The following is a 13,301-nucleotide window of genomic DNA, read 5'->3' as shown; positions in this document are numbered from 1 at the left end:
CTAGCCACCGCCCCGGGCCGCGGCGACCGCTCAGGACACCGTCACCGCGCACTTCCCGCGGGCGTGCCCGGACTCGACGTGCCGGAGGCCCTCGGCCACGTCGGCCAGGGCGTACGTCCGGTCCACGACCGGGGCGAGCTCCCGGGCCGCGACCAGCTCGGTCAGCGCGAGCAGGTGCCGGCGGTCCCACCTGTCCGGCAGCGGCCGTATCCGCTGACCGACGAACCGGTCGAGGACGACGGCCCGCGCGATGCCCCCGATGGCACCGATGACCTCCCCCGGGGAACCGCCGCCGTTGACCACGAGCGTGCCTCTCGGCGCGAGCGCCCGGCGGAGGTCGCGCAGCGACCGGTTCGCCACGTTGTCCAGGATGACGTCGTAGGTACGCGAACCGTCGGCGAAGTCCTCGGCGGTGTGGTCGACGACGTGCGCCGCACCGAGCCCGCGCACGAACCCGACGTTGCGGGTGCTGCAGACGCCGGTCACCTCGGCACCCAGCGCGACGGCGATCTGGACCGCGAGGTGGCCCACTCCGCCGGCCGCCCCGTTGACCAGCACGCGGGAGCCGGCCGCGACCCCGCCGGCGTCCCGGATGCCGCGCAGCGCGGTCTGCCCCGCCAGCGCCAGCCCCGCCGCCTGCTCGAACGTCAGCGCGGCCGGCTTCGGCACCACCCGGTCGGCAGCGGCACGGGCGAACTCGGCGAAGGAGCCGTGCGCGCAGCCGAGGACCTCGTCGCCCGGCCGCAGGTCGCGCACGTCCGCGCCGACCGCCTCGACCACGCCTGCGGCGTCGACCCCGGCCACCCGCTCCCGCGGCCGGGTGAGGCCGATGCCCAGCAGCCGGGCGATCTTCGGGTCGCCGCGGAGGACGTGCCAGTCGTAGGGGTTGAGCGCGGCGGCCCGCACCCTGATCAGCACCTCGGCCGGCCCGATGGCGGGCACCTCGACGTCGGCGAACCGCAGGACCTCCGGCGGCCCGAACCTGTCCTGCACGATCGCCTTCACCGGACCTCCTCGGTCACGCGGACGGGGGTCGGCCGGCCGGGGGCCGGTCGACGGGGACGGCGGCGGATGAGCCACTCGGCGACGGCGAGGTTGATCGCCCACCCGGCGCCCATGAGCAGGGCCTGGGCCGTCTCCCCCGGCTCGCCGACGACCAGCGCGCCGAGGCCCGCGGTGAACACCTGCGTCCCCGCCCCGATGCCGAGCGCGTAGCCGCGCAGCATCCAGGCGCGGTGCCGCCGGAGGTCGCGGCGGAGGACGGCGAGCACGCCCAGCACGATCGCCGCGCCCATCCCGGCGCCGGCCGACGCGCGGAACACGGTGAGCAGGCCTCCGTCGGCGTCGGTGATGACGAGCGTCAGCCACAGCCCGCTGAGGGCCGCGAGCAGTCCCGCCGGCGCGGCGAGCCGACCGGTGGTGCGGTGCCAGGCGGGACGGCGTCCGCGGGTCCCGGGCACGAACTGGAACGCGCCGAGCACCGTGAAGACGACGGCGCTGACGATGTGCACGACCAGCGGCAGCGGCGACTCCACCGCGTGCGGCGGCTCGGGCAGGAGCGCGCCACCGCCGGAGAGCTCGGCGAGCCGGGCAGCGCCGGCGGCGATCGGCACGAGGGCCAGCGCGATCAGCGCGGCCGGCACGAGCCAGCGACGCCGACCCGGAGCGGGAAAGGAGGTCATGCACCGATCGTCGTGATCGGCGCGCGCCCGGTCATCGCCCGGAAGACCGGTTCCGGCGTCCTACTTCCGGCCAGGTACCCGGTGCGTCTCGTAGGCCCAGATCGCGACCTCCACGCGGTTCCGGACGCCGAGCTTGGCCATGAGGCTGGCGACGTGCGACTTCACCGTGCTGAGCGTGATGTGCAGTTCCCGGGCGATCTCGTCGTTGGACAGGCCGCGCGCCACGGCCCCGAGGACCTCCTCCTCGCGGTCGGTCAGCGGGTCGATCGGCTGGAGCGGTGGCTGGGTCGGCCGGGCACCGGCGAAGGCGTGCAGGAGCCGGGCGGTGACGTTCGGGGCGATCAGCGCGTCGCCGCGGGCCGCCGCGTGCACCGCCTGGGCGAGCAGATCGGGCCCCGCGTCCTTGAGCAGGAAGCCCCGGGCACCGGCCCGCAGGGCCGCGTAGACGTACTCGTCGAGGTCGAAGGTGGTGATGACGACGACGGCGATCGGGTCCTCGACGCCCGGACCGGCCAGCCGGCGGGTCGCCTCGATGCCGTCGGTGCCGGGCATGCGGATGTCGAGCAGGCAGACGTCGGGGCGCAGCCGCCGGGCCAGCTCGACCGCCTGGGCGCCGTCCGCCGCCTCGCCGATCACCTCGATGCCGGGCTGGGCGTCGAGGATCATCCGCAGCCCGGTGCGGACGATCTCCTGGTCGTCGGCGACCAGCACGCGGACGCTCATGCCGGCCCCCTCCGGGGCAGCACGGCGGCCACGGTCCAGCCGCCGTCCGGGCCGGGGCCGGCGGCGAAGGTGCCGCCCAGCAGGTGCGTGCGCTCCGCCATGCCGCGCAGCCCGAAGCCGGGGTCTTCCTCCCGGGGGGCGGGAGTGGCCGCACCGTCGTCGGCGACCCGCACGTGCACCCAGTCGTCGTCGGCCACCACGCGCACCTCGATCCGGCTGGGGCCGCGGGCATGGCGCCGGGCGTTGGTGATCGACTCCTGGGCGAGCCGGTAGACCGCCGCGGCCACCGGCGAGGGGACGCCGTCGACGTCCCCCACCATCTCGACGTCGACCGGCGGGCCGTCGCCCCCGTTGCCGGTGAGCTGCGCGACGTCGCGGATCCGCGGGACGGGGGCCAGCTCCGCCGGGCCGTCGGACCGCAGCGTGCGCACCATGCCGCGCATCTCGGCCAGCGTGCTGGAGGCCTCCGCCTCGATGAGCCGGAGCGCCTCGGCGGCGGCCTCCGGTCGCGTGGCCGCCGTCGCCAGGCCGGCCTGGGCGCTGATCGCGATGGCCGAGACATGGTGGGCGACGGTGTCGTGCAGGTCGCGGGCCAGCCGCTCACGCTCGCGCAGCGTCACCTGGTCGAGCTCGCGGGACCGGGCGCGCGCCCGGTAGCGGAACGCCGCCCCGAGGGCCACCGCCGTGAGCAGCACCGCGGAGCCGCCGATCGCGTCACCGGCACTCGTCGACCCGACGACCATCGAGAGGGCGGCGCTGACCAGCAGGAGTGGGATGGCGGCCATGACCTCGCGGCCCGAGCCCCAGCGGACGACGGCGTAGGCCAGCAGCAGCACGACCACCGCCGTGTACATGCCGTCGTCGTCCCCAGTGAGGACGGCGAGGAAGTCGAGCGCGACGACGTGCACGACCAGGACGAGCAGCGGCCGCGTGCGGCGCCACAGCAGCAGTGGCACGACCGCCGCGACCACGACTACCTGCACCCAGCGGGACGGCAGGTCCGGCCGCAGGATGCCCTCGAGCAGCGCTCCGGTCAGACCGAGTGCGACGAGCACCCAGTCCCACCAGGCGCGGGCGGGCGCGCCGGGGGGCCTGGGCTCGGCCCAGAGGGGACGCAACAGCGCACTCACGCGGTCACCGTACGAGGCCGGAGGTCGCAGTTGATCAGCCGGAAGTACGAAACGCGGACGCGCTCACCCGCTCGGGGCCCGTGTGGCCGGAGCCGGCGCCTCGGGCGCTACTCTCGTCGCGGACGGCGAGCACTCGCCGCGCCCGCGGGTGTAGCTCAATGGTAGAGCCCCAGCCTTCCAAGCTGGCCATGCCGGTTCGATCCCGGTCACCCGCTCCATGTACTGACCAGCTCGTATGCCCGTCCCCGCAGCTCAGCCGGGCAGCACTGCTCCTTCCGTGCCTTTGCGGTGCTGCCCCCTGTTGACCGGTGACCACCGACTTTGGCCGGTGCTTAAGGCACGCGTAAGGCACGGCCCGAGCGCTCGCCGGCATGAGACTCCGACCGGCAGGCGGGCATCAGCCGGCAGAGAAGGGCCGTCGAGCCGACCTCCGACGATCGTGCTGCGGAAGGCGCCACGCCCCCACCTACTGAAACGGCTATCGCCGGTACGGGCTGCCACCTCGCCGGGTGCTCAAGTCCTACGCGCTCCGACGCGGAACTCCGCAGGCTTTCCTCGCACCCGTCGTTTCTCTCACATTGCCAGGCCGTCATGATCCCGTTCTTCGAAGTACGTCGGCGTCTACAACACAGGCACCGACCAGCGCCGATGCCCTTCTCGCGCATCCCGGCGAACTGCGTCGAATGTTCCCGGATTGACCGCAACTGCGACCAGAACTGCAACCAAGCTTGGACCTTGTCGCCTTACATCCCGTACTGCCCTAGATCCGGAACAGCTCGTCGCTAGAGGGCCTGTGCTGGCGGCGCAGCTCGGTGTGGCCAGGGCCCACGCTCCGTGGGTGACCGCTGTCACACCGCCGTCGTTGCCACGTCGAAGGCGCGCGTGACTGCCAGGTTCGAGCCCGACCGTGCCGCAAAGCGATCGCTCACTGGAACCCGCGCATCGCTCAAGAGCACGCCTCTGCGCGGCGACGGACGACCCTACCGGTGGTTGCGCCGGTGATCCTGTGATCGCAGTACTCGGGAACTGCGCAGCCGCCTGACCAACAGGCCGGTCGGGTCGTTGCTGCGCCCGGCGAATCCTGCGATGCCAGCAGCCCCCGGCGGCTTCGGGCGCCACAGACAGCGCCAAGCTGCCTGCGGTCTGCGGCATGCGCCGAGCCAGGTAAGGCAAGCCAGGTGGTCGCTAGCTCCAGAAATACTCGTGCTGTGTCATGCGTGACCGCTTCATCGTCGGCAGAGCTCCAAGCGCCTTCGTGAAGGAGCGGTCAAGATGAAGTGTGCCCAACCCCCGGCGACGTCATCCCCCGGCGCTCATCTCCTGGGCGCACGTTGACCCGGGTTGGTCGCCCGACCAGATCGGTGCTCGCAGGTACTTGCTGGCATCGGCTCTCACGGGGGACACCAAGTGACCACTTCTCCCGGCGCCCCGGCGTGGGACGAAACCCTGGCCGCACTTGCGGAGCGTTGCGTTCGTTCGGCGCTGCCGGCACTGAAAGCCGCCATCGACGCTGGGGTGGAACCGAAGGCGAACTCGAACTTCGTTCGTATCGAGCGGGACCCTGACGGAACTCGGGTCCAGACCTCGAACGACCCGCCGCCCAACTACGCCTCGCTTCTCGAAGAGGACTACGTCGCTACGACCAACCAGGTTCCCTACGAGAGCCTCGACGGCTACGGCGACTTCCACGCCTACCTCCGTTCGGTCCCGGCCTACTTCGAGCACCTGAGCGGAGGGGAGATCTTGCAGCAGCGCTCCTGGGCCGAGCGCTTCTTTGGGATGAAGGCGAGCGAATTCATCGGTCGCCTGGTCGATCGCCACATCCACATCGCGGGATGGTCCTTCGACGCTGACGTCTTCGCCGACCACTACCTGCTTCTGGAGCGAGGGCTGCTGGGCCAGTCGGCAGATGGCCAGATGCTCACCGTTGATGTCCTCGTGCCGCTCTATGGCTTGTCCTTCGATAGCCCCGCGCCAGATGGCTCTGTGCGCATCGAAGAACTCGGCGACGAGCTGCTGGCGGCTTGCTGGCCTGGGTCTCAGCTCGAGCGCTACGACGAGCAGCTCCTGCTCGGAGCCACCCACCTCTGGGTGCATCCGCAGGTCCCGGTCACCTTGGACCCGGTCTCAGGATTCGCTGACCCGACGGGACTGAACCTCGCCGGCCTGGACCAGCTGCTACAGGTCGGCGCCATCTCAGCGGTGAACTTTGGCATCAAGCATGTCCTCTACCGGCCCAACAACTGGGCAGAGTGGTGGATTGCAGGCCTACCTGCGGCCGGTCGCTGGTCTTGGACTCACGAACGATCGTCGACGAGGCTCAAGGACCTAGCGACTCGCAGCAGGACCGAACCGCTTTCCCAAGATCAGACCCAGCGCCGCTACGCGACTCTTGCCGGCGCTCCCCATGAGATTCAGCTAGCAGCTCGGCGGCTCCTGTCGGCCGCGTGTCGATCCGACCCCATCGATGCAGTCGTCGACGCTTGCATCGGCATCGAGGCCCTTGTCGGCGACAGCGAGTCCAACGAGATCACCTACAAGCTCGCACTGCGGACCTCGGCCGTGCTCGCATACGCCCTCGGAGCCGACCCCAAGCTGTTCTTCACAACCGTGAAGAACCTCTACGCCCGCCGCTCCAAGATCGTCCATGGCAAGCTCAAGGCCAACGACAACAACACCGTCAAGGCCTTCGGCGAGACCTTCAGCGCCAACGCCATCGGCTCTGTCGTGCTCTCAGCCCTGCTCGGTGCAGTTCTCGACAAGCCCGAGCTGATCGGACGCATCGCGAACGACGACCTGGTCCTCTCGCTCATCAGCGGTCAAGGGCGCGCTGAGCACGCCGCTGACCAAGGCGGAGAGAATTCCTCCTAACGACGCTCGATGCTCGATGCTCGATGCTCTCTGCTCCGAGCGTCGGTGCCGTCGCGCTCTGATGATCGATCGGCTACATCCGGCTCAAACGGCGGAGTCGGTGGCTGCACCGGTTCGCTCTGCGGGACCGGCGCCTCGCTGTGGGGCGGCGGGTCAACGCTCAGGGCTTCGCCCTGCCGCGTCGTCGCGCATCCGCTCGGGCGCGCTTCCCGGTAGCGCTGAAGCGCTATCTCGCTACCTCGCTACCTCGCTACCTCGCTACCTCGCAAAAGCGTCGCTAACAGGCTCGCGGTCGGTATCCCGAGATTGGCCACTTATAGTCCGCGATTAGAGAGTCAGCGGAACGGTTGCTGCGTGCTGCGATCTGTTCAAGGACGTCTGTCAGAGGTCGGTCTCGGTTGACCAGGTCCAAGCCGCCACCCACGACTTCAAGGCGCTTCGGTCGAGGCCGCGGGGCGGCGTCCGCCGGAATTGGGTCGTCGGCCGGGTGGAAGTAGACGAAACGTTCGGCACCGGCCACGGCGATGTGGTTGTGGGCACGCGCGATGACAGAGGTCGGCTCAAGGTCCCGGTCCTCCGGTGGACCAAGCTCGCCCGGCAGTTCGAGCCACAACAAAGTCTGACGGTCCAAAGGAACTGTGATCGCTCGGGCCCCGGCGAGACCTGCTGCAAGGTAGTCCTCGCCAGGCACAAGGTTCACGGGGGCATCTGAGACTGCAAGACGGTGCCGTTCGAACCGAATACGCCCCCAAGAACGTCCATAAATCGTCGCGCTCGCCGTGTCGTACATCCTCAAGAGAATTTCGAGGTGCTCATCACCGGTAACCGCAATGTCAGGTCCGTCCCGCGAGGTGATGTCGTCCCAGACATCCTCGGCCTCCGACATCGTGACGTCACGACCCAAACCTTGGCTCATGGCATGCCGCAGATATGCAAGGCCTCCCATGCTGACTTGCATCCGGATGGTCATCGAGGCGATCTCGTCCAGTTGCCGACGGTTGGATGGTCCTCGGAGGTACTGGAGCGCGATCCACCGAGCGAGTCGCTCACGATCGTCACTAGTCAACTGGAACGTCGGCATCGCGACGGCCCGTCGGAGCGCCGGCGCGATCTCGTTCTCGACATCGCTGAGCCACCGCTCCCAGGCATCCGTCCGAGTTCCGTCGGGGAGGACGACCGTGTAGAAGTCGCGGATCACGGCGGCGTCGCCGACGCTGACGTCACGCTGATGTCCGGTGTTGAGGTCGATCTGAGTGAGTAGGCCGTCCGAAGTCGCGAAGCCGCGAAGGTGCAGGCGCGGTACGACGTGATGGCGTTTCCGGCGGCTACTGCTCACGCCATATAGAGAACCAGTTACCACCGACAGTTCCGGCAGCTTCGAGCCGAACCACGCCACCACTCCGGCCGCGCAGCAGAGACCAGACCCCTCAACCGTCGTGCCTTCTGCGGCCCCGCAGCTCTGGCTAGACATGCAAGGGTGGTCCCTAGGTCCGGCGCTCTCAAGAGCCACTGGAGATACCAAGATCACGAGCCGACACACGTCTTGCATTTAGGGGTCGGGGATTTGGTGCTGGTTGCCGCAAGGTGGTGCGCCCGACCTGCCATCAGGGCTCTGAGCCGCACGGTGGCATTTCTCCAGTAGGCATCGGCGTCGTCGGTGACGTCGGAACCGTTCCGTAGAGGAGGTGGCTACAGACGACGACAAGGCGCAAGGATGCCGGCGACGACCAAGCCGTCTCTGATGTCACCCCGACCGGCGCCCCACTGAGCGGCAGCACGCCAGGCCCAGGTCCTCGGCGGGCCATCTCAGGCGCCCGGTCACCCTCGCGCGATTAGCCGAGCGCCGGCGCACGCACCCTGTCACCCCTTCGCCGTCTGCTGGCATGACGGTCGCAGAGTCCTGGATGCATGAGGTGTGTCAGGTCGTGGTGTTTGGCGGTTCGGCAGTCGAGATGGCCGGGGAAAGCGCTCAGGTGAGGACGCGCTTCCGTAGCTGGTGGGGTGCTCGGTGCGAAGTCCGCTGACGGGGTGACGTCACGCCGATCGCTGCGGCTGTTCCCTGCCGATCGCGTGCACGTGGACCTCCTGGGCCGCTGGTGGCACCTACGACTGGCCTAGCGCAGCGCGTAGCCGTCGTTCGCAACAGCGCTCCTAGTGCGTGCGGTGTGCCAGCGCCCGCGATCGGAGCGAGCAGTCCCCGGAAGCCCTCAGCCGTGCGGACCTCGCAGCGCGACGCCGTCGATGCCCGCGCTACGACCGGCGGACCGACTCGCTTCGCAACGACCGCGGGACGCTGCCCCGAGCCGTCGCTGGACTGGAGGAACTGCGGCAACCGCCGGCGCAGTCAACACACGCCCCTGTCGGCGATGGGCCCGGGCTGCCGGAGATCCGAAGGCAGCGAACTTCCGCCGGGGATGTCATCAAACGGCCGAGCATGGCGCCTTCTCCGGGTGAGCGCGCGGCGTCGGATACGGGCGCACGGGCCGATGACGAGGAGGGCGAGATGGGCCATGTGCAGCGACCTCGGGCTCCGGGCTCCCGCGGCCCGCTGCCCCTCCCCCGCGAGGAGGCTGCCCCGGTGCACCACGACCAGCTGCTGACAGTCGCGGAGGCCGGGGACTATCTGGGAACCGGCGAGCGGTTCGTCCGCCGGCTGATCGCTCAACGGCGGATCACGTACGTCAAGCTCGGCAAGTACGTCAGGCTCCAGCGTTCGACCCTCGACGACTTCATCGAGGCCGGACGTGTCGCCAGCGAGGGGTAGCTCAACTCGCGGCGCGCGTGGAAGGGGCCCGGGCAGCGAGTTCCGGCCCGTCCAACGATCTTTCCGCGTCACTACGCCACCGACCTGGACGTCGTCCTGGCGGCGACACAACCGACCTCGTGCCCGCAGCGAGATCGCACGCGCCGCAGATGAGACCAGCCCCCCAGCTTCGCCAGCGACGCGTCACCCCGAAAAAGTCAAGTGCTGTGTGGAACAGGTGGACGGCTGTCCACCGATCGGCGCAGCCGCCGCCGTCCGGGTCGGCACCACCGCATTCTCATGCCGGCGGAGAGAAGCAGGAGGTCATCATGGGTCGAAGGGCTTGGGGCACGGTCCGCCGGCTTCCCTCAGGCCGCTACCAAGCTCGATACCCGGATGGCTCGGGCGAGCAGGTCTCGGCGCCGCACACGTTCGCGACCAAGGCTGACGGCAATCGGTGGCTCGCCAAGGTGCAGACCCAGTTGGACTCGGGCAGCTGGATCGACCCGAAGGCCGGGCAGGAGACCCTCAAGGTTTACGCCGAACGGTGGGTCGACACCCGCCTCGTCCGCGGCCGACCGCTGGCCCCCCGCACAGCCGAGCTCTACCGGGCACAGCTCAAGAACCACATCGTCCCCGCGCTGGGGTCGACGCCACTGCGCCAGATGGACGCGTCCGCCGTCCGGGCCTGGTACGGAACGCTCAGCGGTCCAGACGGACCGGGCCAGGTCACGGCAGCAAAGTGCTACCGGCTGCTGCGTGCCATCTGCACCACGGCGGTGGACGACAACCTCATCGCTCGGAACCCATGCTCCATCCGTGGGGCTGGGCAGGAACGATCCAGCGAGCGACCGATGTTCGCTCTCGCTCAGGTCCAGGCGCTCGTCGATGCTGTCGAGGATCGCTGGCGAGCGCTGATTCTCCTGGCCGCGTGGACGGGCCTGCGCATAGGTGAACTTGCGGCGCTCCGCCGAGAAGACCTCGACTTGACGGCAGGCACCGTGAGCGTTCGGAGCTCCGTCGTCGACGTGATCGGGCAAGGACGCTCCTATGGACCGCCGAAGTCGGCCGCCGGCCGGCGAACGGTAGCCATCCCGCCGCACATCATCGACGACCTAGAGCACCACCTCGCGACTTACGCCCAGCCTGGCGCACAGGGGCTGGTCTTCGTAGGACCCAAGGGCGGGCCGATCCGGCGCAACAACTTTTCCGCAAGGGTGTGGGCTCCAGCAGCCGAGGCAGCCGGACTCCCGCCCGGCTCTCATCTACACGACCTGCGGGGCTGGGGCGCCACCGTCGCCGCCCGGCACGGCGCCACCACCAGGGAGTTGATGCACCGACTCGGGCACGCCTCCCCCGCCGCGGCGCTGCGTTACCAGCGCGCCGAACAGGAGCGAGACGCCGCTCTGGCTGCTGCCATGAGCGCTGGGGCCCGCGGCGCGAAATGACAGCCAACCGCGCCTGCGCACCGATCCCCGTCAAGCGCGACGCCAACGACCGGCCGTCACAGCTGATGCTCCATCCGGCCTGCACCTGGTCAGCCCGAGCGCCGTGGCTGCGTCCCCCGTCAGGCGGGTTAAGCCGAGGCCGCCACAATTTCGGCCCCCAGCTTTGTAGCCACCGCGTCGAGGAGGGCGACGGCTGCGCAGCTATGGTCGCCACGTTGCCCAACGTCTGCCGAGACGGGCCGAAGACAAGGGGTGCGGAGCCGGTGAACCATGGCGTGTCGAGCCCGAAATGGACCGTCGACAGATCCACCCGGTTGACCACGACGCGCCGATCCCGCCGTGCACTCAGCGACGGCCGCCGGGGTGGCCGCTGATGGAACTGGCGTTTGGGGTGTTGGCTCAGGGCGTCGTAGACCTCGGCATCGAGTCCGTGCCCTGGGGGCCCGGCTTCACGGTGTTCTTCGATCCGGTGCGTGATGAGTTGCAGCGACGCGAGGCGGTGTCGTTGACGGGAGTTCCGGACCGCGATCTGCTGAGGACGTTGTCTGAACTTCCGAGCGACCTACCCGTGCTGCGGGACAGCCTTACGGCGGTGCAGATTCGTCGACTGCGTCGGGCGCAAGTGGGTGTGTGCGAGGTGGGCCGCCACGAGGTGGTGCGCCGGCTCGTTCCCGCGGTACGGCTCAAGCATGTGACCCTGCTGTCTGGCCCGTCGGTGACGGCGATCCATCAGCTCTCGCAGTACGCGCCGTTCATGAGTCGAACGCTGGTGAGTAACCGCGATCGCGTAGCAACGCCGGTGATTACAGAGGCGCAGCGACTGGGTGTCGGTGTGTGCACGGTCGACGGACGTCAGCTGATCGACGCCATGCCGTTCCGTCCGTCCCGGCACACGCCTGCAGCGTGGCATTTCGTCGAGCGAGTGACCGACCGCGTGCTCGGCGGCTGAGCGACAGACGTCATCCGGCCATGGCCGGCAGCTGAGACCAGGTCCGCAGCGCCCGCGACGCGTTGAGCTGAACGTTGGTCTGGGCGGTCGCTTCTGTGTGCTTGGTCAACGCCAGCGCCACGGACTGCCGCCACCAGTCGTGCCGCGCACTGCGGTCAAGACGGTCGATGGCTCCGATCAGCTGCTGCAACACGGCGGCGTTGTGCAGGTGGGCGGTCAGCTTGTCGGCGGTGGTGCTGTCGAATCGGTCCAGCATCTGTCCACGGCAGGTGCGGCAGTGGCAGCGGGGCGCAGACGTCGCCGCGAAGACGGTTTCGATCTTGCTCCCCTTCATGTAACGCATCCAGTCTGGCAGGAGCACATCCGGCGTCCTGTCCTGCCGGTTGTTCACGAATCCCGGGCGGTCGGGGCTGGTGCCGTGGCGGAGGGTGGAGGAGAACCCGATGGCTGCTGCGAGGCCTCCATTGACGAGGTGAGCCAGTCCGGCCAGGTCGGTGCGCCAGAGGATGAGATGCGGGTGCGTCGCCGCCATGGCCCAGAGCTCCTCGGCCACGCCGGCACGAGTCAGGGGGTCCTGATCTGCGGCGAGGGAGAGGGCGACAGGGTGGTTGCTGGTGGCAATGACGGCGGCCAGCTGCTTGCTGTACGTCTTGGTCGCCCATGCCACGTCGCAGGGCAGTCGCACGACGATGTCGTCGTCCTGCAGCTTGTCGGTCTGACGGATGGCGGCCTTGAGGGCCGCGCTGTCGCCGGCTGCGATGTGTCCGGTGGGCGTGAGAGCGACGGACGCGCCGCGCTCACGTTGGGCGTCGAGGCTCCGCTGCAGTGACGGCTCGTCGATAAGGTTCGCCTCGCCCAGCTCGAAGGGCGCCTCCGCGGTGGCCGCGACCCGTGTCTCCGCGGCGGTGTCGGCGCAGAGCAGAACCGAGGAGTTGGCTCGGCGGATGCGCCCGACCGCCTGCAGGGCCTCGGGCCCGGTTACCACCATTCCACCGGCCATCGGAGCGACGGTTCCCGCAATCTTCAGGGCGTCGGGACAGCTGGCTTGAATGAGCACACGATCGGCCAGCTGGGAGACGACCGAGGTGGAGCGGGACGTTTTGGGGTTAGTCATGGACGGCGGGGTCTCCAAAGGTCGGCTCAAGCTGTTCGGGAAGCAAGAGGGTGTGTCGGGCGATCTCGTGGTCATCGAATCGCTGGCGGGCCTGGTGCAAGGCGTGGGCGAGTGCGCGTGGTTGTTCGGCAGGAAACGCGGCGGGCTCACTGCTGCGCCAGCCCGCCGCTGACATCTCCGTGTTCAGGCGGCGGTAGGCGTAGTCGCTGATCAAGCCGAGCGTGTAGGCCCGCCGAAGGAGGGCAGCTGCGCTCACCCGCCATCGGGCCTTGAGCCGGAGGAGACCTTCCAGCGTGGGTTTACTCAGCGCGGCGCGGATGTCGGCGGCGGGCATGAGCAGCTCAGCGGCGAACCGGTCTGCCTGCTCCTCGGCGTCTGAGCCGGGCATGTCATGCATGACGGCATGGCCGGTTTCATGGGCCAGCGTGAAGCGCTGGCGATCCCCAGGCGCGCTCCGGTTGATGAGCAACACGGGCCGCCGTCCGGGCACCCAATCACTGAGTGCGTCCAGACGTGGTCCGCCCAGCTCCACAGCCATGACAACAGCACCGGCCGACTCCAGACTGAACCGCCCCGGCAAGTCCGGAGACTCCGTTCCTTGGGAAGGATGGAGTCATGGCAGGAAGTTCCACCACGAGGTA

At 69.3% G+C, this 13,301-nt stretch carries 11 protein-coding genes and 1 tRNA gene; 5 read left to right on the top strand and 7 right to left on the bottom strand.

Features of this window, described 5'->3' with window-relative positions:
* Window positions 1-30 precede the first annotated feature (30 nt).
* From GCU60_RS12615 to GCU60_RS12600, 4 genes are read right to left on the bottom strand one after another with little or no spacing between them, the layout of a single operon-like run.
* Window positions 31-1,005 (bottom strand): zinc-binding dehydrogenase, encoded by a 975-nt coding sequence (locus GCU60_RS12615; protein ID WP_163205724.1) that lies wholly within the window; start codon window positions 1,003-1,005, stop codon window positions 31-33.
* The gene (locus tag GCU60_RS12610) at window positions 1,002-1,682 is read right to left on the bottom strand and encodes a DUF2306 domain-containing protein (RefSeq protein ID WP_163205722.1); all 681 of its coding nucleotides are present in this window, start codon (window positions 1,680-1,682) and stop codon (window positions 1,002-1,004) included. The genes GCU60_RS12615 and GCU60_RS12610 overlap by 4 nt, the downstream gene beginning before the upstream one ends.
* 60 nt (window positions 1,683-1,742) lie before the next feature.
* Window positions 1,743-2,405, bottom strand: coding sequence for a response regulator (locus GCU60_RS12605; protein ID WP_163205720.1), 663 nt, complete (start codon window positions 2,403-2,405; stop codon window positions 1,743-1,745).
* Window positions 2,402-3,535 (bottom strand): histidine kinase, encoded by a 1,134-nt coding sequence (locus GCU60_RS12600; protein WP_163205718.1) that lies wholly within the window; start codon window positions 3,533-3,535, stop codon window positions 2,402-2,404. Before GCU60_RS12600 ends, GCU60_RS12605 begins: the two co-directional genes overlap by 4 nt.
* 144 nt (window positions 3,536-3,679) lie before the next feature.
* On the opposite strand from GCU60_RS12600, the gene GCU60_RS12595 reads away from it, so the two are divergent.
* A tRNA-Gly gene (locus GCU60_RS12595) sits at window positions 3,680-3,753 on the top strand.
* A 1,189-nt stretch (window positions 3,754-4,942) separates the two neighbouring features.
* Entirely contained in the window at window positions 4,943-6,406 is a 1,464-nt protein-coding gene (locus GCU60_RS12590; protein WP_163205716.1) for a HEPN domain-containing protein, read from the top strand.
* Window positions 6,407-6,683: 277 nt separating this feature from the next.
* Here GCU60_RS12590 and GCU60_RS12585 read toward each other — a convergent pair whose 3' ends face one another.
* Window positions 6,684-7,877, bottom strand: a complete 1,194-nt coding sequence (locus tag GCU60_RS12585; protein WP_163205714.1) for a DUF4238 domain-containing protein — start codon at window positions 7,875-7,877, stop codon at window positions 6,684-6,686.
* Window positions 7,878-8,984: 1,107 nt separating this feature from the next.
* On the opposite strand from GCU60_RS12585, the gene GCU60_RS12580 reads away from it, so the two are divergent.
* The 3 genes from GCU60_RS12580 to GCU60_RS12570 all read left to right on the top strand — a co-directional run bounded on the left by GCU60_RS12580 (window position 8,985) and on the right by GCU60_RS12570 (window position 11,546).
* Entirely contained in the window at window positions 8,985-9,170 is a 186-nt protein-coding gene (locus tag GCU60_RS12580) for a helix-turn-helix domain-containing protein (protein ID WP_345770565.1), read from the top strand.
* A 308-nt stretch (window positions 9,171-9,478) separates the two neighbouring features.
* Window positions 9,479-10,597, top strand: a complete 1,119-nt coding sequence (locus tag GCU60_RS12575) for a site-specific integrase (RefSeq protein WP_163205710.1) — start codon at window positions 9,479-9,481, stop codon at window positions 10,595-10,597.
* A gap of 373 nt (window positions 10,598-10,970) precedes the next feature.
* Window positions 10,971-11,546 (top strand): hypothetical protein, encoded by a 576-nt coding sequence (locus tag GCU60_RS12570; protein ID WP_163205708.1) that lies wholly within the window; start codon window positions 10,971-10,973, stop codon window positions 11,544-11,546.
* 10 nt (window positions 11,547-11,556) lie between these two features.
* Here GCU60_RS12570 and GCU60_RS12565 read toward each other — a convergent pair whose 3' ends face one another.
* Both GCU60_RS12565 and GCU60_RS12560 read right to left on the bottom strand, forming a co-directional pair.
* Complete coding sequence (locus GCU60_RS12565; protein ID WP_163205706.1) at window positions 11,557-12,660, bottom strand: hypothetical protein; 1,104 nt, start codon at window positions 12,658-12,660, stop codon at window positions 11,557-11,559.
* Window positions 12,653-13,240 (bottom strand): ImmA/IrrE family metallo-endopeptidase, encoded by a 588-nt coding sequence (locus GCU60_RS12560; RefSeq protein WP_275585524.1) that lies wholly within the window; start codon window positions 13,238-13,240, stop codon window positions 12,653-12,655. Before GCU60_RS12560 ends, GCU60_RS12565 begins: the two co-directional genes overlap by 8 nt.
* Window positions 13,241-13,301 lie beyond the last annotated feature (61 nt).

Origin of the sequence: Blastococcus saxobsidens, from assembly GCF_010682065.1 — a bacterium.
Taxonomy (GTDB): domain Bacteria; phylum Actinomycetota; class Actinomycetes; order Mycobacteriales; family Geodermatophilaceae; genus Blastococcus; species Blastococcus saxobsidens_B.
The sequence above is the reverse complement of the archived record's forward strand: the minus strand, read 5'-3'. Positions and strand labels throughout refer to the sequence as shown.

Excerpts from the sequence above, each read along its gene's own strand:
- GCU60_RS12575 (WP_163205710.1), top strand. The coding sequence starts at position 9,479 with ATGGGTCGAAGGGCTTGGGGCACGGTCCGCCGGCTTCCCTCAGGCCGC.
- GCU60_RS12585 (WP_163205714.1), bottom strand. The coding sequence starts at position 7,877 with ATGTCTAGCCAGAGCTGCGGGGCCGCAGAAGGCACGACGGTTGAGGGG.
- GCU60_RS12610 (WP_163205722.1), bottom strand. The coding sequence starts at position 1,682 with ATGACCTCCTTTCCCGCTCCGGGTCGGCGTCGCTGGCTCGTGCCGGCC.
- GCU60_RS12570 (WP_163205708.1), top strand. The coding sequence starts at position 10,971 with ATGGAACTGGCGTTTGGGGTGTTGGCTCAGGGCGTCGTAGACCTCGGC.
- GCU60_RS12605 (WP_163205720.1), bottom strand. The coding sequence starts at position 2,405 with ATGAGCGTCCGCGTGCTGGTCGCCGACGACCAGGAGATCGTCCGCACC.
- GCU60_RS12565 (WP_163205706.1), bottom strand. The coding sequence starts at position 12,660 with ATGACTAACCCCAAAACGTCCCGCTCCACCTCGGTCGTCTCCCAGCTG.